This is a genomic window from Streptococcus sp. LYSM12 (genome assembly GCF_004569635.1).
In the GTDB taxonomy this organism is placed as follows: Bacteria; Bacillota; Bacilli; order Lactobacillales; family Streptococcaceae; genus Streptococcus.
The window spans coordinates 1-24169 of the sequence record NZ_SPOZ01000031.1 but is presented as its reverse complement, the minus strand read 5'-3'; the positions used below and the strand labels follow the sequence as shown (position 1 = coordinate 24169).

Genomic DNA, 24169 nt, shown 5'->3' with positions numbered 1-24169 from the left:
TAGGCTTCCAACTGTTCTAAGGGAATTTTGCGAGACTTAGCAACACGTTTTTTCCGCTCTAGATGCCCTTGTTCTGAAAGTTGTTTTTCCCAAACGTAAAGTGTGTTTGTGCTAATGCCAAAAAGCGTACAGGTTTCTTTTTTGCTGTGACCAGCAGTTACGTATTCTAATACTCGGTTCCTAAAATCTAAATCATATGCCATATAACTACTATACCATATACTGTTTATAAACTAAAGGAGTATATAGTCCTTTCGTTTATCTTTTATGACTTCGTTCACTCGCTTTGCCGTACCTTAGTACAGCCTGCAGCTTGTTACCTAGTACTAAAAGTAAACGAAAAGACTATATAGGAAATCTGGGAAATAATACATACACCGGGCTGCATCTATAAAAGTAGGAGTTGACGAGCTTTCACACTTCACTTGAGAATTGTAAAAAGCTGTCGATAAGGGTGGCGAAGCTACTCTTTTAAACGGGAAGATAGAACGGACATTCAGCAAGGTGAGCGAATGCTGGAAGAAGTTGACGATGGACGAGTATAAAAGCAAATTTGGAAATAAATCACAGCTTATATTGGTGGACAGAAAGCTGATGCTGCGCTCGTTTGAATATCTGATTTTAAGCTAGTCCAGCGTTGAGAGAGAAAGAGCCCCATCATATTCTAGTTGACATTTTACTCTTTCTTCCTTAAAATGAAATGTTGTAGTCATTTCGTTTATCTTTTATGACTTCGTTCACTCGCTTTGATATACTTGCAGCTTGTTGTTTAGTACTATAGTCCTTTCGTTTATATTTTTATTACTTCGTTCACTCGTCTTGCTGTACTCCAGTACTACCTGCGACTCCTTGCCTAGTACTAAAAATAAACGAAACGGCTATACAAGCAAACGAAAAGAATATAGTATATGTTAGAACCTGTCTTTACAGCTTTCTTTTCCATTCAAGGTCTTCACCATACAGCTCCATTCTTTCCAAAAACATTAAAGTGGATTATTCTGTAGTGACTGAAAGACCTAGGTTCATCTGCTTGTCATACTGGTTCTTATAGGTGAGAATTTTGGTTAGAGAATAGGAGTTATCATGTATCAAACAAAGACTTGGAAAGAAAAACTTTCCTTATTTTTACAGATTTTTATCCCCCTTTTAATCTATCAATTTGCTAATTTTTCAGCCAGTTTCATCGATACGATGATGACGGGGCACTATAGCACAGTGGACTTAGCAGGTGTTTCAATGGCAACCAGTTTTTGGAATCCATTTTTTGCTCTTTTGACGGGAATTGTATCAGCTTTGGTGCCGATTATTGGTCAGCATCTAGGTCGGGGGAATCAAAAGCGGATTCGGCAGGAATTGCACCATTTTATCTACTTGGCAATCGCCCTATCTCTTTTATTATTTCTTCTTGTCTTTTTGGGAGCTGTACCGACCTTACGGCTCTTACAGCTCGAAAGTGCTGTCTTTCAAGTAGCTAAGCACTATTTATTCTATATTTCGATTGGTATTTTACCGTTTTTATTATTTAGTGTCTTTCGTTCTTTCTTTGACTCGCTGGGATTGACAAGATTATCCATGTATTTGATGCTCTTAATCGTTCCTTTTAACTCCTTTTTCAACTATCTTTTAATTTATGGCAAATGGGGGTTACCAAGACTAGGAGGAGCAGGGACTGGTATGGGAACAGCCTTGGCTTATTGGGTCGTTTTAGGAGTTGTCATTGGGGTTATGTGCCGACATCCTAAGATGAAAGAGTATCAGATTTGGAAAAAGAGTGGGTTTGACTTTTCGCTTATCAAGGAAGATTTACGGTTAGGGTTACCTATCGGTCTTCAGATCTTTGCAGAAGTTGCGATTTTTGCGGTTGTAGGACTTTATATGTCCAAATTCTCCTCGCAAGTGATTGCCTCTCATCAGGCTGCGATGAATTTTGCAACGCTCCTTTATGCCTTTCCTTTGAGCATCTCTGCTGCCTTACCGATTGTGATTTCTTATGAAATCGGAGCTGGTCGTAACCAAGATGTTAAGGAATACAGTCGTCTGGGGCGTTTGATTGCTCTGGGATTTGCCTCTATGACCTTGTCTTTTTTGTATTTCTTTCGCCCAATGGTCGCAAGTCTTTACGGCTATCATCCAGCCTTTATTCAGTTGACCTCTCAATTTCTGACCTATGCCCTTTTTTTCCAATTGGCAGATGCTTTTACAGCGCCTATACAGGGTATTTTACGGGGGTATAAGGATACAACAGTGCCCTTTATTATCGGTCTTGTTTCGTATTGGAGCTTAACTTTTCCTATTGCCTTTTTTCTGGATAGTAGCACCTCGCTAGGACCATTTGCCTACTGGATTGGTCTTGTTGTTGGAATCTTCGTCTGTGGCTTATCTCTCAATCTGCGCTTGAGGGTCGTCGTTAAAAGAGTAGTCTAGGTATAGTCATTTGGTTTTTATCTTTTATTACCTCGTTGCCTAGTACGAAAAGCAAACTGAAAGACTAGAACAAACACCCCAAAGGTTAGATTTTCTTTCTATCTAACTTTTGGGGTGTTTGTCTATGAAATGACACTATGAGATGAGTGCAGATTTATGGATAAGAAAAACAAGACTTGGTAAAAAAGAATGTTCATCTCTTTATACAGACCTGAAACATAAAAAAGGAGTGGGAAAGAACTCGATAGGTCAAAAAAGAGTTGGGTTTTCTTTATTTCCTATATTCTAGCTTGGGGCTGAAACAGTCTATTCCTAGACCGATTCACTCCCACCCCGCACAGCTCCAACAAGTCAGAGTCGTGACTGTTGGAGGTTGGAACTGAAGCGAATTCGTTCGCATCAGTCGTAGAGGTCAGATTTGGAGTGGGAAACATGAACAAATATGAGTAAAAAGCTCCAGTGGAGCTTTTTAGCCTGTTCCCTTATAGCCGTTTCGTTTATTTTTAGTTACTAGGCAACGAGTCGCAGGTAGTACTGGAGTACAGCAAGTCGAGTTAACGAAGTCATAAAAGATAAACGAAATGACTATAAAACAAAAGGAACAGTAGTTCATTTCCCACCTTCAAGGGCATGATAGCCATTGAAGCAAGCAACCACTGCGTCAACGTCATTCGGTTCATAAAGTTAGAAAGCTGGGACTTTTTGCCCAGCTTTCCTGCAGCTCGTTGCCTTGTACTAAAAGAGCATATTTCGCTAGCTATGTAGTTACTTTCAAAGGTGACTCTGTATCATCGCATGCGATATTTAGTGCTCAGAAATATCGATAATAACGCTTATGCCTTAGCCTTTTCTCATGAAGTAAAGCAGAGTTTGCAGTTCACTTGTCAAATCCACATATTGGACAACAACATCTTTTGGAACAGAAAGATTGACAGGAGAGAAGCTTAAAATTCCTTTGACCCCTGCTTTGATAAGACTATTTGCAACTTCTTGCGCTTTGCTACTTGGTACCGTTAGAATAGCAGTTTGAGCATTGGCTTCTTTGATTTTATCTTCAATTTCTGAAATGGCATAAATTGGTACATTTTCATCAATGGTGCCAACTGCTGGATGATTATCTGCTTCAAAAGCCATCACAATTTTCATTTTATTGCGTTCATGGAAACGATAATGAAGGAGCGCACGCCCCATATTTCCCACTCCAATTAACATCACATTTGTGATGGAATTATCGTTTAGAATATCAGCAAAGAAGTCCATCAATTTTTTGACATCATACCCAAAGCCACGGCGACCTAATTCGCCAAAGTAGGAAAAGTCACGGCGGACAGTGGCAGCATCAATTCCGATAGCTTCAGCAATTTCTTTTGAACTAGCCTTTTCAATATTTCCAGCATGGAATCTTTTGAAGATGCGATAGTAGATTGATAAACGTTTGGCAGTAGCACGAGGGATAGCAGATTTTTTTTCGTTTTTCACAATCTTTTACTCCTTTGAATTATTTATTCTATTTTAGTAAAAGTTTGTGAAAAAAGCAACAGATTAAACTTGAAAATGAAAGAAAGAGGACTTGAACAAAGGGAGTTCTTTCAAAGCAAAAGCTTTTACCACTTGGTTTTGCGTTCAAGTTTTTAAACGCATATTCGTCAAATGTCAACTTTTTCCGTCCTTAATTTAGTCAGATAGTGATGTTTAGAGAACTAGCAAATTAAGTTGAGGAAGTGATAGTTGATGTCCCTACAAAATCCTTGGTGGACCTAGGGAATGCTGATGTTATAGCCTTTTAGTTTATCTTTTATTATTTCGTTCACTCGCTTTGCCGTACTCCAGTACAGCCTGCAGCTCCTTGCCTAGTACTAAAAGACTATATAGCCATAGCCGTTTGGCTTTAATCTATTCAGACCTTGCCTGTCTTGCCTAATTTCGGTTATGTCTGCAATTCGTTGCTCAGTACTAAATCAAAACTGAAAGTCTATAAAAGATCAAAAGGCTGAGAACAGATGCCTCAACCTTTTGCTACTTATTTGTAGGATTTATGGTTTGTAAATAGCGATATAAGTCGCCAATCGCTCCTTGATAACCTAAGTCTTTATCATCTTGGGTTAGAGAGAGTACCTTGAAGTAATCGGGAATAGTCACACAGCCAGAGAAAGCAAGAAGTAGAGCTTCGAAATTCTCAAAAGTTTGTGAGCGAATTTGTTGGTAAGAATCTTGATAACGTAATTCAATCATACCGCTGTCCTTTCTTTTGTGAAAATGTCGCGGTCAACCAAGCTATCCATGAGGAAATAAAATTTTTCTTGAATCACCGCATTTCCGCCTGCCTTAAAGATATCAACTAAGTGTAGACCTGATTGGTCTGTGATATTGATTTTAAAACCAGTCAAATCCTTGTTGATAATAATTTTAAGGAGGAACCCTTGATTGGAATTAGGAATTTCTTCAAGGATGCGAGTCAACTGATAGTGACCGACATGAGTTTGTTCAAATGTATTATCGCGCAAGGTGTATTTTTTAATAGCTGGACTGATAGAATAAGTATAATCACAATTTTTTAGTGTTACAGATGTTGTAAAAGCCATTAGTAGGTGCCTCCGATTATTTCATGTAGTTGTTGAACGAGGACATCAAGCTCCTCTTTAGTAGTTTCATATGAAAAGCTAATCCGAATGGATTCGGTTAGTCGATGTGAGTTTGGACCATAGAACGCTTCAAGTACGTGGCTGGTTTGAATAACACCAGCTGTGCAAGCTGAACCACTTGAAACAGCAATGCCAACTAAATCTAAGCGCATGAGAAGTTGCTCATTGAGCTGTCTTGGAAAGCCGATACTGATTACGTAAGGTAAGCTGGGACCTGTTTCATTGAGATAGTAATCAGTCCCTGTTAATTGTTCTAAGAGATAGGTCTTCAAATCAGCTACTGTTTGAAAATGTTGGTCTAGCTGAGCAGTCTGTTCTTTCAAAGCTGTTGCCATAGCAGCAATTCCAGCAAGATTCTCTGTTCCTGCACGGTGCTGATTTTCTTGTCGTCCACCATGAATCAGCGAGTCAAAGTTGGGAATTCGACTATAGAGGAATCCGACACCTTTGGGACCGTGAAATTTGTGGGCCGTAGCAGCTAAAAAATCAATGCCTAGTTGTTCAGGCGAGACAGGGAGTTTACCAATTGCTTGGACTGCGTCTACATGAAAGACTGCTTGGTGGTCTGAGAGGATCTCTCCAATCTCTTGAATAGGAAGCAGTAGTCCAGTTTCATTGTTAACATACATAACGCTTACCAAAATAGTATCTGGTCGTAGGGCTTCCTTAATTTGCTGGGCTGAAATCACTTGGTTAATAGGCTTAATATAGGTTACTTCAAAGCCGAAACGCTCTTTTAGATACTCCATTGTATGGAGAACAGCATGGTGTTCAATGGCCGTTGTAATCAGGTGCTTTCCTTTATGCTGATTAGCAAGGGCATATCCTTGAATCGCTAGAGTATCAGCCTCTGAACCACCTGATGTAAAGATGATGGATTCTGGGTTTACATCTAAACTCTGAGCAATATCTACTCTAGCTTGGCGTAGAATGGTATTCGTCTTTCTGCCAGCCCAGTGAATACTAGAGGGATTTCCATAGTATTCTTTTGAAATATCCATGAACGTTTGAAGGGCAGCATCTGATAGACAGGTGGTTGCGGCATGATCTAAATAAATCAAAGAAAACTCCTAGTTATCTTTATTGGGATTGGTAAAGTTAAAGAGGGGGCTGACTGGACGGCGTTCGTGGATACGGATAATCGCGTCTGCAATCAACTTACTAGCGGTGATAAAGGCAATATTTTTTGGTAATTGTTCCTTGCTGGCTACTGAGTCAGTCACAAGAACTTCTTTAATTGGTGCCTGGTCTAAGAGCTTCGCTGCAGTTCCTGCAAAGAGACCATGGCTAGCAACAGCATAAATCTCTGTAGCTCCGCCTTCTTGTACGATACGAGCAGCTTCTGAGAAAGTGCGACCAGTATTTAAAATATCATCAATCAAGATAGCTCTTTTTCCAGCGACATCTCCGATTATATAGCCCTCTGTACGGTCTGCATCGTCTTGGGCGTAGTCAATAATTGCAATTGGAGAGTTTAGGTATTCTGCTAGACTGCGAGCGCGTTTGATGCCAGAATTTTTAGGGCTGACGATGACAATATCTTCACCGCACAATCCTTTTTCCATATAGTGTTCAGCAAATAATGGTACTGTAAAGAGGTTATCTACTGGAATGTCAAAGAACCCTTGTACCTGAACAGCATGTAAGTCAAGGGAGAGCACACGGTCAACACCTGCCTTGACAAGCATGTTGGCAACCAGTTTAGCTGTGATCGGTTCGCGAGGAGCAGCTGTACGATCCTGACGAGCATAGCCAAAATAAGGCATGACAACTGTGACAGAATGAGCACTAGCACGCTTACATGCATCTACCATAATTAACAATTCCCAGAGGTGGGTGTTAACAGGATAGCTAGTTGATTGGATGATGTAGACATCAACCCCACGGACACTTTCCTCGATGTTGACTTGAATTTCTCCGTCTGAGAATTGGCGAGTGGTCATTTTTCCAAGAGGAATACCAGAAGCTTCCGCAATCTTTTCAGCAATTGCGCGATTGGCATTCAAAGAAAACAGCTTAATTTGTTTATCACCGTAAGGTTGAACCATGATCAGAAATACTCCTTTTATTCGATAGTCCTATTTTATCAGAAAATCTAAAAATTTTCAGTAATGAAATGAATTTCTTTAATTTTATAAACACATCATCTGCAGTCTGGGGGACTACAATAATCCAGTGGATTATTGTAGCCCGAGCCTAGAAATTAGAGAGCGAGGTTCAATCAGTAGATTATTTTAGCCCGAGCCTAGAAATTAGAAAGCGAGGTTCAATCAGTGGATTATGTTAGCCCGAGCCTAGCAATTAGAAAGCGCGGTTCAATCAGTGGATTATTTTAGCCCGAGCCTAGAAATTAGAGAGCGCGGTTCAATCAGTGGATTATTGTAGCTTGAATCTAAAAATAAAAAGCGAGATGTATGAAAAAATAAGCTCAAATAATGTAAATAACATTTACTGATTGGCAGCAGCTAGCTGGGGGCATAGCGCTTCATCGGTGACGAACCTAGTATTGTCAATAGGGTGGGGTTACCAACAGTCAAAGGATAGACTGTTGGTGAATACGAGCGGTTTCTCTAAGCTGTTGTAGACTAGAGCTATTTTACAGATAGGAGGATTTGACTTTCAACGGGTTTTGTTTGTAGGTTGCTTTTTGAAAGAACAGGGACTGTATGTTGGAAAAAAATAGGTGATGAATAGGACCTCAGCAGTCTTGAATGGAGGGGATGCTATGAAATACAGATTTAAGATTTGAGCTTGAGAGCAACAGCTGTACGGGCAACCTTGCTGCTAGCATATTTAAAATCAATTTGGTGTTGTTTTAGATACTCTTTAAAAGCGAGATGACCTTGTTGAGCATCCTGTACTTCAACTTCCAGTTCATAGTCAATCTGATTTGCATAAGTATTTTTATCGAGAGCCATTAAGCCGACGGATGTCTCTTTTTCATAACGTTTAGTGGTCAGGTGTCCCCAGATAGTCAAGAGCTCAAGCGGAACTTGAGTCTGTTGAAGTAGTTTCAGGATTTGACCGTCGGGCAGTTGCACCTTTTGAATGATGGCTTGTGCATGTTTCAAGGTTAACTCTTGATTATATTCTTGATTACCGATTTTTTGTGGGATTTTGAGGGTCAACTCGGCGTGGTTGTCTAAGGTTCGAATACGTAGGGAACAATGCTGTTTACGCAGCTTGAAATCGGGTGTGTCAATGTAGTAGTTGGTCTGATAAAAGGGAGAAACATCTGAAAATTCACTGCTCAATTCTTCAAATTCAGTCTTAGTTAGCAGTGTTTTGTATTCAATTTCTAAATGATTTTTTTTCATAGGATAAAACCTTTTCGTATGGTATAATAGTTCTTGTGTTATTCTATTACAAAAACAGGTATTTGACAAGAAAGGAGTAGCCATGGAAATGAATTGGGAAGAGTTCCTAGATCCTTATATTCAGGCGGTAGGGGAATTAAAAATTAAATTGCGTGGGGTACGCAAACAGTACCGCAAAGCGAGAAAACATTCCCCGATTGAATTTGTGACAGGACGTGTCAAGCCGATTGAATCTATCAAAGAAAAGATGGCACTCCGACATATTCACCTGGAAAATCTAGCTCAGGATATGCAAGATATTGCAGGAGTTCGCATTATGGTACAGTTTGTTGATGATGTGGAAGAGGTACTTGAAATCCTCAGAAAACGAAAAGATATGCGGATTGTCCATGAACGCGACTATATCAATAATATGAAATCATCTGGTTACCGCTCCTATCATGTCGTGATTGAGTATCCTGTTGATACCATTAACGGCAATGAAACAGTACTGGCTGAAATTCAGATTCGGACCCTATCCATGAATTTTTGGGCAACAATAGAACATTCTCTGAATTACAAGTACAAAGGGAATTTTCCAGAAGAAATCAAACGACGCTTAGAAATTACAGCTAAGATTGCTTACCAATTAGATGAGGAGATGCGCAAGATCCGCGACGATATTCAAGAGGCTCAAGTTCTATTCGACCCAGCCCATCGGAAATTGAATGACGGAGTAGGAAATAGTGATGATACAGATGAAGAATACAGGTAGAAAAAAAATCGCTCTATTCGGGAGTAAGAATCCTAAGAGCCAGGTTGTTATGAATGAGCTTTGGACCAAGCTGAAAGAAGCTCATTTTATTTTGACACCGAAAAATCCAGATATCGTGATTTCAATCGGGGGCGACGGCATGCTCTTATCTGCTTTTCACAAGTATGAAGCAATGATGGATCGCGTTCGATTTGTTGGTATTCATACGGGACATCTTGGTTTTTATACTGATTATCGCGATTTTGAAGTGGATGAATTGATTGAGAATTTGAAATTGGATGCAGGTGCTCGTGTATCCTATCCAATTTTACATGTTCGGGTCAAGCTGATAAATGGACATGAGATTGTCATGCGGGCCTTGAATGAGGCCACAATCAAACGCTTGTCGAAAACGATGGTGGCGGATGTCTTCATCAACAAGGTGCCATTCGAACGCTTTCGTGGTGACGGTATTTCGGTGTCGACACCGACAGGATCAACAGCCTATAATAAATCCTTGGGCGGTGCGGTTTTACATCCAACCATTGAAGCATTACAAATTGCAGAAGTAGCTAGCCTAAACAACCGTGTCTATCGAACTCTGGGGTCTTCCATTGTTGTTCCTAAAAAGGACAAAATTGTCATTGAACCAAAACATGATGATAAGTATTCTATATCTATTGATAATCGGACTTTTGTCTATGACAATATTGAACAGATTGAGTACCAGATTGACCATAGCAAGATTCATTTTCTGGCGACACCGAGCCATACCAGCTTCTGGAATCGGGTCAAGGATGCTTTCATCGGTGAGGTGGAGTAATGCGCTTTGAATTTATTGTGGATCAGCATGTCAAAATCAAGACTTTCTTGAAAAAACACGATATTTCAAAAGGTTTGCTCGCAAAGATTAAGTATGAAGGTGGAGCCATTGTCGTCAATGGGCAGCCGCAGAATGCGACATATTTATTAGATATTGGGGATCAGCTTTGCATCGATATTCCAAATGAGGATGATCTGACGGGAAAGTTAGAGCCGATTGCGTATCCCTTGGATATTGTCTATGAGGACAAGCATTTTATGATTATCAATAAGCCAGCTGGTTTTGCATCAATTCCAAGTGCTTTGCATTCCTCAACAATCGCAAATTTTGTCAAGGGCTATTATATTGAACAGGGGTACGAAAACAAACAAGTCCATATTGTCACACGCCTGGATCGTGACACCTCAGGTCTTATGCTCTTTGCTAAACATGGATATGCTCATGCTAGACTAGACAAGCAATTACAGCAAAAGTTGATTCAAAAGCGTTATTTTGCCCTAGTACAAGGATCAGGTAAGTTGGAGCAAAGGAGCGATATTATTGCTCCGATTGGGCGACCAGAAGATAGTATTATCACGCGCCATGTGACCCCGACAGGAAAGTATGCCCATACTTCTTACGAAATTGTCCAGTCTTGGGGAGATGTCCATTTGGTGGATATTCGTCTTCATACAGGAAGAACGCACCAGATTCGAGTGCATTTTTCACACATCGGTTTTCCTTTGTTAGGAGATGATTTGTATGGTGGTAGGATGGACTATGGGATTGAACGGCAGGCCTTGCATTGTCATCGGATTGGTTTTTTCAATCCATTTACAGAAAAAGAGTTAATTTGTGAAAGCGATTTGACAAATGACTGTAAAAGCGTTATCATGAACTTAAAAAATAAAATTTAGAATCTATATTCATTGAGGTACTTTGATTTAGAAGATGCGGTCATTTCTGTTTTATTGGGCAATCAATTTACTTTGTTGGCTTTTTACTATGTCTGCAATTCTTGAAGCTTGTAGAAAGAGTGACTGAAAGATTGTCCCTAGCGGGAGCTAGCTTCAGCTCCAGTTAACTAAAGCTAGAACATCAGGGCAGTTCTTTGAAAAAATACAGACTGTATTTTGAAAATGCGAGTGATGAGTAGCAGAAGAATCGCCTTGTGAGGAAAAGTGTCGAGATATGAATGTAGGTTCTTAAAGGAGAGAAAATGGGAATTCGTTCGTTATTTGGTGGTTTACGTGAAAAGATTGTGGGACAACATGTGAAAATTGTTTTTCCCGAAGGAAACGATGAGCGCGTGGTTCGTGCTGCTGCACGTTTGAAATTTGAGGGCTTGTTGGAGCCAATTATCCTTGGTAATCCTGATGATGTACGTGGTCTCTTGGCAGAATTAGGATTTGCTGACCCGCACTGTACAATTATCAATCCAAATGAATATGCAGAATTTGAAGCGATGAAAGCAGCATTTGTTGAAGTTCGTAAAGGAAAAGCTACAATGGAAGACGCTGATCGTTTGCTTCGTGATGTGAACTATTTTGGTGTTATGTTGGTGAAAATGGGCTTGGCTGATGGAATGGTCTCAGGTGCAATTCATTCAACTGCTGATACAGTTCGTCCGGCGCTTCAAATCATCAAAACAAAACCAGGTATTTCTCGGACATCAGGTGTTTTTTTAATGAACCGTGAAAATACAAATGAACGTTATGTCTTTGCGGATTGTGCGATTAACATTGATCCAAATGCTCAAGAATTGGCTGAAATTGCGGTGAATACAGCAGAAACAGCTCGCATCTTTGATATTGATCCTAAAGTTGCGATGTTGAGTTTCTCAACAAAAGGTAGTGGTAAAGCACCGCAGGTTGAAAAAGTGGCAGAAGCAACACAGATTGCTAAGGAGTTGGCTCCCAATTTGGCCTTAGACGGGGAACTGCAATTTGATGCAGCTTTCGTCCCAGAAACAGCGGCAATCAAAGCGCCAGACAGTGCTGTAGCTGGTCAGGCAAATGTCTTTGTCTTTCCAGATTTGCAAGCAGGAAATATTGGGTATAAAATTGCACAGCGCTTGGGAATGTTTGATGCAATTGGTCCTATCTTGCAGGGGTTAAACATGCCTGTCAATGATCTTTCTCGTGGCTCAAGTGCTGATGATATCTACAAACTCGCTATTATTACTGCTGCCCAAGCTTTAGAAAATGAAACGATTTAGGAAGTATGGGAGGGGCTATCTAAAAGAGGCGATTCTCGCTCCCTTACTTAAACTTATGGAAGCCTGTTTTGAACTGGCAGTCCCTCTCATCCTTGCCTTTATTGTTGACACTATTATTCCTCATAGCAATCACAGTCAGTTGATTGCTATGATTTTATTATTGGTTCTTTTTGCAACAGTTGGTGTCATCGTAGCTCTTATAGCCCAATATTATTCGGCCAAGGTAGCAGTAGGCTATACCAAGGAACTTACCCAGGATCTTTATAAAAAAATAGTGTCTCTCCTAAAGTCTTGCCGTAATGACTTATCAAGTGATAGTTTATTGACACGCTTGACGAACGATACCTTACAGATTCAGACAGGGATTAATATTTTCTTACGTCTTTTTTTACGGGCTCCGATTGTTGTATTTGGCTCTTTGGTAATGGCCTTTTACATTAACCCTAGCTTATCGCTGAACTTCTTAGGTATGATTGCTCTCTTGTTCTTGATTGTTTCGGTTGTTTCAATAATGGCAAGTAAGATTTATCTCCTTATGCGGAAAACTTTGGATAGCTTGGTTGGCCAAGTCCGTGAAAGTATGGCAGGGATACGGGTCATTCGTTCCTTTGGACAAAGCATGCAGGAGATAAAGGCTTTTCAGCAGGTGAACCAAACCTACACTCATCAGCAATTAACAGCGGGTTTCTGGGCTTCTTTACTTACGCCAGTGACATTTTTGGTGGTAAATATTACCTTACTTATTCTGATTTATCAAGGCAGGCTAGCGATTGGTCAGGGACGTTTAGACCAGGGAATGCTGATTGCTCTCATCAACTATTTATCCCAAATTCTGGTTGAATTAGTGAAAATGGTGATGGTTATTTCTAGTCTGAATCAAAGTTTTATCAGTGCTGGTCGTTTGAATGAGATTTTTGAGCAAGAATCAGAAGATATTGAGAGCTTATTTGATCATTCAAATTTTTCAGAAAAGTGGACCTTGGTTGTTAAAAATCTGTCCTTTGCTTATACTGATACAGCTGAAAATACATTGACAAATCTTTCGTTTCGGGTAAGAAGAGGAGAATTTTTGGGTATCATTGGAGGAACAGGTGCTGGTAAGTCTACCTTAGTGGATTTATTGTTGCAACTCTACCCAGTTGATCCTAGTCATCTAGCCTTGTTCAAAGCAGACGGTCATTCGCCGGTAAATCTAAGAGAATGGCGCGAGCAGTTTGCCTTGGTCGGGCAACAAGCCCAACTTTTTAGTGGAACGGTGCGTTCCAATCTTTTACTCGGTAAACAGTCGGCTTCAGATGAAACATTGTGGTGGACTTTAGAAATAGCGCAAGCTAAGGAGTTCGTTCTTGAAAAAGGTGGTTTGGAAGCAAACGTTGAATCCTTTGGACGCAATTTTTCCGGAGGTCAACGTCAGCGTTTGACTATTGCACGTGCTCTCTTGCAGGAAGCCCCAATCTTGATTTTAGATGATGCGACCTCAGCTCTGGATTATCTGACAGAAAGAAACTTACGGACAGCTATTCAACAAGCATTACCAGATAAATTACTGATTATGATTTCTCAGCGAACCAATAGCCTCTTGCAGGCGGATCAGATTTTGGTATTGGATCAAGGCCAACAAGTTGGCTTGGGCTGTCACGAGGAATTGCTTCAAACTTGTGCGATTTATCAAGAAATTGATCAGTCTCAACATGGTCAGGAGGTTCTTCATGAAACTTAAGACGAATGTGGGTCAACTCTTGACTCGTATGTTACGACAACCTGTTCAGCTTAGCGCTATTTTACTTGGAAGTGTAGGGCAGGTAAGTTTATCTGTTTATTTGCCAGTTTTGCTTGGACAAGCAGTAGATGCAGTATTGCTTGGGGAGAATGAAGATGTCTTTGTCCAGTTGTTACTGACCATGGCTCTAGTGATTGTCATCAATACAATTTTTCAATTCTTTTTGCCAATCTTTGTCAATCAATTAATCTTTCGTCTGATGAACGAATTGCGAGAGGAAGTCTATGAGAAAATTCATGCCCTACCTCTATCCTATCTAGACCGCCAGAGTATCGGGGATATTGTAGCTCGCATTGCTAGTGATAGTGAGCAGTTAAGCAATGGCTTGATCATGATTTTTAGTCAATTATTACTCGGATTACTTACTATCTTTTTGACGATTTTTAGCATGGCAAGGTTGGACATAGTCATGGTGATGTTAGTGGTTGTTTTAACACCTCTCTCGCTTTTGGCAACTCGTTTTATTGCTAAAAAAAGCTATCGTTACTATCAAAAGCAGACCGAGTCGCGGGGACAGCAGACCAAGTTGTTGGAAGAAAGTATTCGTCAGTTATCGCTGATTCAGACCTTTAATGCGCAGGAGCAGTTCCTCAAAAGATTTGAGGTATCCAATCAAACCTATGCAAGCTATTCGCAGGCAGCAATTTTTGCTTCTTCTACAAGTAATCCCATGACGCGGTTTATCAATGCATTGATTTATGCCTTGTTAGCTGGACTTGGTGCCATGAGGATTATAGCAGGAACTTTCACTGTGGGAGAGCTCACTATTTTTTTGAACTATGCTAATCAGTATACAAAGCCTTTTAATGATATATCCTCTATCCTGACGGAATTACAGAGCGTACTTGTATGTGCTGAACGGCTCTTTGAGATAATAGACCAAGAAGCTATTGAGGAGGGTGGTGAGGTGGAAGAGCTGATCGATAAAGAGGTGCACGGACAGATTCAGTTTGAGGGGGTTGACTTTTCCTATCATCCTCAACAACTCTTAATTGAGAATCTGACAATCAATGTTCCAGCGGGTGCTAGAGTAGCCATTGTAGGACCGACTGGTGCAGGAAAGTCAACACTTATCAATCTCTTGATGCGCTTTTATGAAGTCAATAAAGGACAGATTTTACTGGATGAGGTTCCGATTTCTCGCTATAGTCGGGAGGAGTTCAGACAACAAATCGGCATGGTCTTGCAGGAAACCTGGATTAAGACAGGAACGATCCATGAAAATATTGCCTATGGCTATCCTGGAGCGACACGAGAAAAGGTGATAGAAGCGGCTAAGGCAGCCAATGCAGATTTCTTCATTCGTCAGTTGCCACAAGCCTATGATACAAAATTAACAGACGGGGGTGCTTCTTTATCACAAGGTCAGCGACAACTGCTGTCAATTTCCCGTATTTTTCTTCATCTACCGAGAATTCTGATTTTGGATGAGGCGACTTCATCCATTGATACACGGACAGAAATTCTTGTCCAACAGGCTTTAGAACGTCTGATGCAGGGACGCACTAGCTTCATTATTGCCCACCGTCTATCAACCATTCAGACTGCAGATATGATTTTGGTCATGGTGGCAGGTCGGATTGTGGAGCAGGGGAACCACGAGCAGCTCATGCAGGCAAAGGGAGTTTACTACCAAATGCAGACAAGCCAAAGATACGCAAGGACGGAAAGAGCAAAGTAAAAATAGGCGGCCGAACAGAAGCGGAACGCTTCGTATTGAGACCCCGACGAGGCTAGCTAGGTGAGTCCCAAACAAAGTGCAGGGAATTAGCAGCTAGCTACCGGCAAGCGGCCGAACAGAAGCGGAACGCTTCGTATTGAGACCCCGGCGAGGCTAGCTAGGTGAGTCCTAATGCAGAGAGGAGCCAGCTAGCGACAACTAACAGGTCAAGCTAGTTATAGTCATTTCGTTTATCTTTTATTACTTCGTTCACTCGCTTTGCCGTACTCCAGTACAGCCTGCAGCTTGTTGCCTAGTACTAAAAGTAAACGAAAAGACTATAATATATTTTGCAAGACAGTTCTGATATTTTCGGAGTTGTTAGTCTGTATTCACTGAGGTTACTGTTTATGTTCATTGAATATTCGCCTCTAGCAAGGCTAACAGTGCATGGCTTCATGATTGTTTATGGAATATTCAATCAGTAGAGGGAAAGCCATGTTTGTGGTATACTGATGATATGTTTGATTTTAAAAAATATGGCATTGATATGTGGCCACAAGATAAGATAGAGGCATTCAGAAAGACCTTACTTAACTGGTATGATGAGAATAAACGTGATTTGCCCTGGCGGAAGACTACTGATCCCTATGCGATTTGGGTATCTGAAATTATGCTTCAGCAAACGAGGGTCGATACAGTAAAGCCTTATTATGAGCGCTTTTTATATCATTTGCCAACTATTCGAGATTTGGCAGAAGCACCAGAAGAAGTGATTTTAAAGCTCTGGGAGGGCTTAGGCTACTATTCACGAGTGCGCAATATGCAAAAAGCTGCCCAGCAGATGGTGGCTGATTTTGGTGGTGCCTTTCCCAAAACCTATGCAGAAATTGCGAGCCTTAAGGGTATTGGTCCTTATACTGCAGGGGCGATTGCAAGTATCGCCTTTGCTTTACCGGAACCAGCTGTTGATGGTAATGTTATGCGGGTCATGAGTCGCTTGTTTGAGGTGGAATATGATATTGGCGTACCAGGTAATCGGAAGATTTTTCAGGCAATTATGGAAGAATTGATCGACCCAGAGAGACCAGGAGATTTTAATCAGGCATTGATGGATTTGGGTTCAGACATTGAAGCACCGGTTAATCCGCGTCCGAAAGATAGTCCAGTCAAGGAGTTCAGTGCAGCATATCTCAACGGAACCATGGATAAATACCCGATAAAGGCACCCAAGAAGAAACCTTTGCCAGTTGCTTATCAGGCCTTTATTATCCGAAATGAAAAGAATGAATTTTTACTTGAAAAAAATCAACAATCCAATTTATTAGCGGGTTTTTGGTCTTTTCCTTTGCTCGAAAAAGGAGCTAGTATGCCTACACAGGTATCCTTATTTGAAGTAGCAGAAGATGGTCCGTACATCGATATGCGCAAGGAGTTTGGCAAGATTTATCCTCTAGCAATCGAATGGCAGGAAGATAAATTTTCACCAGTCCAGCATGTCTTTAGTCATCGCAAATGGAAGATTGAGCTCTTGGAAGGAATTGCTTCGACTGCAGCGGTGCCAACGAAGCGGGAAGTTCAATGGGTCGCAGTTGAAGATTTTCATCGCTATCCGTTTGCTAAACCGCAACAAAAGATGTGGGATAGTTACCTGGCTGGAAAGCAAGACACAAAATAGGATTTGTGAAAAATCTTTAGAGAATGCACAACCTATATAGCAAAGGGAAAAGAGGCTATATTTACCAATTTACGTTAAGAACTCATCCAAAATGTTATACCAATATCGGTAACATTTAGCTAATCAATGAAGTGGCTTATCCTTACCTATTAGTAGAATTTAGTAGAATGGCTTCAAGCCTTGTTTAACAGGTTTAGGCCAGCTGCTCCCTCTCCCTATCGTTTATGGTGACTATTGCTTTTACTGCCTGCTAAATCTATAAGGGCATTATATAGGTTTTTTTGGGGGATGAATTGATACATGAACTTACTTTTATCAAAGAGGGAGTGGGAAAGAACTCAAAAGGCATAAGAAAGGGTTTGGTTTTCCTTATTTCCAACCTTCAACGGCATGATAGCTATTATAGTCATTTAGTACTAGGCAAGGAGCTGCAGGCTGTACTAGAGTACGGCAAAGCGACTTAACGAAGTAACAAAAGATAAACTAAATGACTATAAAGCAAGCAACCACTGCGTCAACGTCATTCGGTTCATAAAGTGAGAAAGCTGGGACATAAGTCCCAGCCTCTTTTTGTGCTATTTAAGTAGAACTGAGGAGAGAACCCACAAAATTAACGCGGTTAAGAGGTGCTCTAGTCGTGTAGTGCTTCTTACTTTACTAGCGTTTAGTTGTTTGCATTTTCCTTAGATGCTAGTTGTGTCCTAGTAGTAAGAGTTTCAATAGTGATAGAGCCGTTTCGTTTATTTTTAGTACTAGGCAACGAGTCGCAGGTAGTGCTGGAGTACGGCAAGACGAGTCAACGAAGTAATAAAAATATAAACTAAATGACTATACTATCCCCTAGTTGGAAATACGCATGTTATTTTATAAGACGCATTTCTTCTCTTTTATAGTGAAAATAGAAGCAGTATTCCTATTTTTTAGAAACTAAGGACTCTTGACATTCAGAAAAATCTACGTTTCACTCTAAAAATGTTCATGTTGTTTGTTCGAGATAGAGCTGAGTTTCCCTTTATTTTTGAGTTCGTTTCTTAATTTTAACAAAATAATTACTCTCTCTTTATATAGAATTGATAATTTATTGTTAGACTGAAAGTAGGCTTAGTCCCTATGGATTTATTTGAGAAATGTTGCTTAAGTGAATCAATATCAAACAAGCCTAATACCAATAAATATTTTATGAAAAAGAGGTTATAAAATGTTAAAAAGAACATTTTTCATTACTTTGACAGCGTTGGCGTTAGCTGGCTGTAGCAATAATGACTCTACGGATAAGAGTGTAGAAGATTTAAATGGTGTTTCTCTAGAAGAATTAGTAGTGAAAGCTAAAGAAGAAGGTGAGGTAAACTCATTAGGAATGCCGGATAGTTGGGCAAATTGGAAAGAAACGTGGGAAGATATTTATGAAACATATAACATAAAGCACAGCGATACCGATATGTCTTCAGCAGAAGAGCTAGCAAAATTTGAAAGTGAAAAGAAGAATGCATCTGGGGATATTGGAGATGTTGGGATTGCTTTTGGGTCCTTGGCTGTTGAGAGGGATTTAGTTGTAGGGTATAAAACGTCGTATTTTGATGATATTCCTGATTGGGCAAAAGACAAAGATGGTAAATGGATTATTGGTTATACTGGCACAATGGCGTTTATGAGTGATAAGAAAACCGTCAAAAATGCACCAAAATCTTGGGAAGATATTAAAAATGGTGATTTTAAAGTAACGATAGGTGATGTTGAAAAAGCAAACCAGTCTCAATTTGCTGTTTTAGCAGCCAGCTATGCCTTTGGTGGAGATGAAAAGAACTTACAGCCAGGGATTGACTTCTTCAAAAAGTTAGCGGAAGAAGGACGTTTAGTCACAACATCTCCAGACCTTGCTACAATTGAAAAAGGGGAGCATGAGGTAGTACTAATCTGGGATTTCAATGCGTTAAATTATCGCGATCAAATTGATAAGAGTAGATTTGATGTTACTATCCCAGAGGATAAATCAGTCATAAGTGGATATGCAACTATCATTAATAAACATGCTAAGAATCCGCATGCTGCAGCCTTGGCTCGTGAATTTATCCTATCAGATGAGGGACAGGATAATCTGGCAAAAGGTTATGCAAAACCAATCCGAACGAATGCTAACATTTCAGACGAGGCTAAAAATAAATTATTGCCTGAATCAATGTATAAAAATGTGACACCAGTTAAGGATTCTGAAGCTTGGAATGAAACGCTAAAAGAATTGCCGCAGAAATGGCAGGAAGAAATTTCTTCATTGATACAATAATACCTAATGGGAGTGAGAAAGAACTGAATGGTTAAACAATAGTTCGCTCTCACTTCCTTATTTTGGGGGTTGTGTTAGCATAAGCTACCGGTTTATCCGCGCTTTTAGTTTCTAAAAGCAGGCAGAGATCGTTCATTCCCAGACGATTTTCCTCCAAAGGTTTCGGAAATTTTTGGAGGGGGGAGCGTAACAGATGAATTGCTGAGATTTAAGACGGAGAGCCTCTCTATCACAACATAGTCTTGACTAATAGAATAGAGGAGATGTTGATACAAACTCTAAGGGTTGTGCCGGAAGATGACCGGCCCTTGTGAATGCTTTCTTTAGGAGGAGATGTGAAAGAAAAGCTATTATTTATTGTTACAATCAGTATATTATTTCTTTTTATAGCCGCTTTTTTAGTATATCCATTTTTTATAATGCTGCTGAATAGTTTTCAAACAAATGCACAAGATATGTTTACATTGGGGAATTATATCGAAATTTTCTCAAAATCAATCTATGTGACTGCTTTTTTGAATTCTATTGTTATTTCAGTAGCATCTAGTTTGATTGCACTCGTTTTAGCTGCTGTTTCAGTAAATGTCATTAAGTTAAAATCGAAAAAATTTCAGAACAATGTACTAGTTATGGCAAATTTAACAAGTAATTTTGCTGGGATTCCACTAGCTTTTGCTTTTATTATCTTGCTTGGAAACACAGGTATCCTTATATTACTAGATCAGTTGCTTGGTTTACATCTATTTGATCATTTTAACTTATATAGTAGAGATGGGTTGTCACTCATTTATATCTACTTTCAACTACCTTTAGGAATCATGTTGCTATATCCAGTATTTGATAATTTAGATGAACATTGGAAAGCGGCAGCTGCAATCTTAGGGGCTAGTGACTTTCAATATTGGAAGTACATAGGCTTACCCATTATTTTTCCTAGTTTAGTTGGCGTGTTCACCATTATGTTTGCAAATGCAATGGGCGCATATGCGTCAGTTTATGCATTGACGGGCAGCACCTATAATATACTATCAGTTCGTATAGCTACGACAGTTTCAGGAGATGTCATTGCGAGACCTGAAATTGCTTCGACCTTATCAATCATCTTGGCTTTCATTTTGTTAGTAAATATGTTGCTGGGCGAGTGGTTAACTAGTAAAGTGAGGAGGGATACTAATGAAAAAATCCGTAAGACTTATTAGTTTACTACTGTCTTGCCTGTATTTAATACTACCACTTCTTGTAACATTTCTATATTCTCTTTCTAGCAGTTGGAGTCATAGTATTTTACCGGAAAGTCTTACCCTGAAATGGTATAGCCAATTATTTCTTAATGCTGATTTTATCCAATCCATGCTACGTTCGATTATCTTAGTCAGTGGGATTGTACTAGTTGCAGTTTTCATTATGGTTCCTGCGATTTATGGCATTGTAGTTTTTTATCCAAGATTAGAGCGATTTATAAAATGGTCTATTATTGGAACTTATGCAATGCCAGGAGTTATCTTAAGTGTTGGACTGCTAAAAGCTTATTCAAATAGTTCTCTTCCGATCCTTTTTGTTGTCATAGGCGCTTATTTTACGAGTATTTTACCATTTATGTATCAAGGAATTCGAAATAGCTTGAGAAATATAGATGTTATTCAATTAAATGAAGCAGCTGAAGTGTTAGGTGCTAATAAGATGATAACGTTTAAAACAATCATTCTACCTAGCATTATGCACGGTGTTAAGGTTTCTGCCTTATTAAGTTTTTCTGTGCTATTTGGTGAGTTTGTTGTTATCAATATGTTACTAGGCTCAAAATTTAAAACAGTGCAAATCTTTTTGATGGAAAATATAAAGAAAAATGGCCATTTTTCAAGTGCAATTGTAGGTTGTTATTTCATTTTACTTGCAATAGTTGCCCTAGTTGTTTTGAAAATGAATTCTGGACGTAAAGAGGGATAGTTGGATGAGTTATATACAAGTGAATCAGTTGGTGAAAAAATTTAACAATAAGGAAATTCTAAAGTCCTTGAATTTAAATATTCAAGAGGGGACGATAACCACCTTGCTAGGACCTAGTGGTTGTGGTAAAAGTACATTGCTTCGCAGTATTGTTGGACTTCATGATATTGATAGCGGGCAGATTATTATTGACGGAAAAAGAGTTGACCAGTTACCTCCAAAGGAAAGAAAAATCGGGATGGTATTTCAAAATTATGCACTATTTCCCAATATGACTGTTCAAGCTAATATCCGCTTCGGTCTGGATATGAAAAAAATGGATAGAAAAGAAGCCAATGAATCTGTGAAAGAAATCATTCACTTGGTTGGGCTTGAGGGAAAAGAAACAGCCTTTCCAAGGGAGCTTTCAGGTGGACAGCAACAACGAGTGGCTTTGGCGAGGGCGTTAGTGACGAAACCCAAGGTGTTACTATTAGATGAACCCTTGAGTGCACTAGATGCTCAAATTAGAAAGAATATTCAAAAGTTGCTAAGACGCTTACAGTATGAATTAGGAATAACGATGATTTTGGTCACACATGATCAAGAAGAAGCAATGGCTCTAAGTGATTATATCTATATTTTAAAGGATGGTTGTATCGCTCAAGAAGGGGAGCCTAATGAAATCTATAAACATCCTAAATCAGAGTTTATTGCGAAATTTATAGGTAGCTATAACTTACTGAATAGTGAGGCTTTTTATGAAATTTTTAAAACCCCGTTACAAGGAGCTTCATTTGTAGCGATTCGACCTGAGATTTTCAGTCCTGATCCAGTAGCAAATGCGTATCAAATTGAGGGTGAGATTATCAATAGCTCCATGTTAGGTTCAATTGTGAGATATGATGTTAAAATAGGTAATCAAATTATCTATTTAGATCGTTTAAATCGTTCCTATCAACAGCTAAATGCGGATAATAAAATGATACTCTATGTCAAAGAAGAAGACATGGTTAAAATTTAGGAAGCGGAAAAAGAGCTCGTTTTTTCCCACTTTTTACATTTTGGTTCGGGCTGAAAGGGGCTAGGAATAGACCGCAGATCCAACAGTCAGAGTAGTGACTGTTGGAGGTTGGAAATGAAGCGAATTCGTTCGCATCAAGCCTAGAGGTCAGATTGGGAGCTTAAAAAGTAAATAAATATCAGTGAGAAGCTTTTAGCCTGTTTCCTTGAAACAAGAGGGAACAGCGCTTCACTTCTAACTTTAAAAGGCATGACAGTCCTTGAAGCAATCAACTCCAACAATGCTGTGATGCTGATGCGAACACGAAAAGTGGAGATGGGTCTTTCGCTTAGGCTCTCTCTGCAGCATGAGGAGCCTGTATGTATTCACATAGTGAAAAAGACAGTAACAGATTAGAGAGATTTGGCTTGAATTGTTGCCAAATCTTGGTATGATAACTTCCTGCTTTGGAGCTTCCGTAAGCCCGCAGGACCTAAGAAAAAAGGAGAGATAATAGTGTTTAAAATTCTTCAATTAACTGATTTACATTTCGGAGAAATACATGAAAACTCTAAACAAGGAGATGCAGCGACCAAATGTCTTATTACTCGACTTGTTAAAGAACAAAATCCTAATTTTATAGCAATAACTGGCGATTTAATTTGGAGTTTGGCAAAAAAGAGCATGGTTACATTCAAGGAAGTTCTATCTTTTATCAATGCTTTTGATATTCCATTTGCAGTAACGTTTGGTAATCATGATTCTGAAGCTGATTTTGACCGAGAAGCATTAAATGTTATCTTGTTAGAACAGCCTAATTTTATTATTCCAAAATCTTTATTTAATGTGGCGGGGCGTCTAAACTATTATTTTGAATGTCAAGATGCTGGAGTTTCTCATAGATTATATTTTATTGATTCGGGTGATTATGATGCTCATGGGTTTGATGAATATGATTTTATACAACATGAGCAAATCGATTGGCTGGTTGAAAATGAAAAGGGATTTGATGGTATCAGTCAGCTGTTTATCCATATTCCACTTCAAGAATATAGCAATGCTAAGCAACTGGGATTAGCAATAGGTCATCAGGATGAGGAGATAAATTGTCCAGGCTTAAATACGGGTTTGTTTAGTCGCATTTATCTTCATACCAAGATAAAAGCTATCTATTGTGGGCATGATCATGACAACGACTTTTCAGCTGATTATTTTGGGATAAAACTCAATTATGGACGTGTGACAGGCTTTAATACTTATGGCAAGTTGGAAAGAGGAGGACGTCTAATTCTGATTGAAGAAGAAACGATTAAGTCATTTATAGTTGAATAAAGAATATCAAAGAGGCTGGGACTTATGAACGGCTCCCTGTCAAGTAGACAGTCAAATAATAAAAAATATTAAGCAACCTGATTCCTGAATTCTATAGGAGTCAGGTTATTTAATTTGGTCTGATAGCGTCGTGTATTGTAAAACTCAATATAATGTTCGATGTCTGTGACGAGCTCATCATAGGTCTTATATTTCTTCAGGTGATAAGCTTCTGTCTTGAAATGCCCAAAGAAACTTTCGATTGGGGCGTTATCAATACATTTACCAACCCGAGACATGGATAAGGTTAATCCAGCTTGTCGTGCAAAGTATCGATACGCTTTAGAAGTATACTGGCTCCCACGATCGCTGTGAACCAGTGGTGTCGCACCTG

The 24169-nt window shown here is 39.5% G+C and carries 21 protein-coding genes; 13 read left to right on the top strand and 8 right to left on the bottom strand.

What is annotated here, in order from left to right:
* A partial coding sequence (locus tag E4T79_RS09475) for an IS630 transposase-related protein (protein ID WP_167752670.1) occupies positions 1-203 on the bottom strand: 203 nt, incomplete at its 3' end.
* An 880-nt stretch (positions 204-1083) separates the two neighbouring features.
* Between E4T79_RS09475 and E4T79_RS09470 the strand changes: the two genes are divergently transcribed.
* Positions 1084-2424 (top strand): MATE family efflux transporter, encoded by a 1341-nt coding sequence (locus E4T79_RS09470; protein ID WP_135029741.1) that lies wholly within the window; start codon positions 1084-1086, stop codon positions 2422-2424.
* Between the two features lie 840 nt (positions 2425-3264).
* Here E4T79_RS09470 and E4T79_RS09465 read toward each other — a convergent pair.
* From E4T79_RS09465 to E4T79_RS09440, 6 genes are all read right to left on the bottom strand, one after another.
* Positions 3265-3903 (bottom strand): redox-sensing transcriptional repressor Rex, encoded by a 639-nt coding sequence (locus E4T79_RS09465; protein WP_135029740.1) that lies wholly within the window; start codon positions 3901-3903, stop codon positions 3265-3267.
* Between the two features lie 537 nt (positions 3904-4440).
* Entirely contained in the window at positions 4441-4656 is a 216-nt protein-coding gene (locus E4T79_RS09460; protein WP_135029738.1) for a DUF4649 family protein, read from the bottom strand.
* Complete coding sequence (locus tag E4T79_RS09455; protein ID WP_135029736.1) at positions 4653-5006, bottom strand: DUF1831 domain-containing protein; 354 nt, start codon at positions 5004-5006, stop codon at positions 4653-4655. Before E4T79_RS09455 ends, E4T79_RS09460 begins: the two co-directional genes overlap by 4 nt.
* Positions 5006-6127 (bottom strand): cysteine desulfurase family protein, encoded by a 1122-nt coding sequence (locus tag E4T79_RS09450; RefSeq protein WP_135029734.1) that lies wholly within the window; start codon positions 6125-6127, stop codon positions 5006-5008. The genes E4T79_RS09455 and E4T79_RS09450 overlap by 1 nt, the downstream gene beginning before the upstream one ends.
* A 9-nt stretch (positions 6128-6136) precedes the next feature.
* A complete protein-coding gene (locus tag E4T79_RS09445; RefSeq protein ID WP_135029732.1) occupies positions 6137-7114 on the bottom strand; it encodes a ribose-phosphate diphosphokinase in 978 nt (325 codons plus the stop codon).
* Positions 7115-7804: 690 nt separating this feature from the next.
* Positions 7805-8383, bottom strand: coding sequence for a CYTH domain-containing protein (locus tag E4T79_RS09440; RefSeq protein WP_135029730.1), 579 nt, complete (start codon positions 8381-8383; stop codon positions 7805-7807).
* Positions 8384-8465: 82 nt separating this feature from the next.
* On the opposite strand from E4T79_RS09440, the gene E4T79_RS09435 reads away from it, so the two are divergent.
* From E4T79_RS09435 to E4T79_RS09380, 12 genes are all read left to right on the top strand, one after another.
* Positions 8466-9137: a GTP pyrophosphokinase family protein gene (locus tag E4T79_RS09435; protein WP_135029728.1), complete on the top strand. Its 672-nt coding sequence runs from the start codon at positions 8466-8468 to the stop codon at positions 9135-9137.
* Entirely contained in the window at positions 9112-9939 is an 828-nt protein-coding gene (locus E4T79_RS09430) for an NAD kinase (RefSeq protein WP_167752669.1), read from the top strand. Before E4T79_RS09435 ends, E4T79_RS09430 begins: the two co-directional genes overlap by 26 nt.
* On the top strand, positions 9939-10835 hold the full coding sequence (locus E4T79_RS09425) for an RluA family pseudouridine synthase (protein WP_135029726.1): 897 nt from the start codon (positions 9939-9941) through the stop codon (positions 10833-10835). The genes E4T79_RS09430 and E4T79_RS09425 overlap by 1 nt, the downstream gene beginning before the upstream one ends.
* A 302-nt stretch (positions 10836-11137) precedes the next feature.
* Positions 11138-12136, top strand: a complete 999-nt coding sequence (gene pta, locus E4T79_RS09420) for a phosphate acetyltransferase (protein ID WP_135029724.1) — start codon at positions 11138-11140, stop codon at positions 12134-12136.
* Positions 12123-13856 carry an ABC transporter ATP-binding protein gene (locus E4T79_RS09415; protein WP_135029722.1) on the top strand — a complete coding sequence of 578 codons (1734 nt, stop codon included), beginning with the start codon at positions 12123-12125 and terminating at the stop codon, positions 13854-13856. The genes pta and E4T79_RS09415 overlap by 14 nt, the downstream gene beginning before the upstream one ends.
* Complete coding sequence (locus E4T79_RS09410; RefSeq protein ID WP_135029720.1) at positions 13846-15597, top strand: ABC transporter ATP-binding protein; 1752 nt, start codon at positions 13846-13848, stop codon at positions 15595-15597. The genes E4T79_RS09415 and E4T79_RS09410 overlap by 11 nt, the downstream gene beginning before the upstream one ends.
* A 499-nt stretch (positions 15598-16096) precedes the next feature.
* A complete protein-coding gene (gene mutY / locus E4T79_RS09405) occupies positions 16097-17254 on the top strand; it encodes an A/G-specific adenine glycosylase (protein ID WP_167752668.1) in 1158 nt (385 codons plus the stop codon).
* Positions 17255-18452: 1198 nt separating this feature from the next.
* A complete protein-coding gene (locus E4T79_RS09400) occupies positions 18453-19535 on the top strand; it encodes an extracellular solute-binding protein (RefSeq protein ID WP_135029718.1) in 1083 nt (360 codons plus the stop codon).
* A 335-nt stretch (positions 19536-19870) separates the two neighbouring features.
* Positions 19871-20734 (top strand): ABC transporter permease subunit, encoded by an 864-nt coding sequence (locus E4T79_RS09395; RefSeq protein WP_209304552.1) that lies wholly within the window; start codon positions 19871-19873, stop codon positions 20732-20734.
* Positions 20709-21482 (top strand): ABC transporter permease subunit, encoded by a 774-nt coding sequence (locus tag E4T79_RS09390; protein ID WP_135029714.1) that lies wholly within the window; start codon positions 20709-20711, stop codon positions 21480-21482. The genes E4T79_RS09395 and E4T79_RS09390 overlap by 26 nt, the downstream gene beginning before the upstream one ends.
* Positions 21483-21486: 4 nt before the next feature.
* Complete coding sequence (locus E4T79_RS09385; RefSeq protein WP_135029712.1) at positions 21487-22485, top strand: ABC transporter ATP-binding protein; 999 nt, start codon at positions 21487-21489, stop codon at positions 22483-22485.
* A gap of 495 nt (positions 22486-22980) precedes the next feature.
* Positions 22981-23796, top strand: coding sequence for a metallophosphoesterase family protein (locus E4T79_RS09380; RefSeq protein WP_167752667.1), 816 nt, complete (start codon positions 22981-22983; stop codon positions 23794-23796).
* Positions 23797-23864: 68 nt separating this feature from the next.
* Here the strand turns inward: E4T79_RS09380 and E4T79_RS09375 are convergent.
* On the bottom strand, positions 23865-24169 hold a 305-nt coding region (locus E4T79_RS09375), incomplete at its 5' end, for an IS3 family transposase (RefSeq protein WP_167752581.1).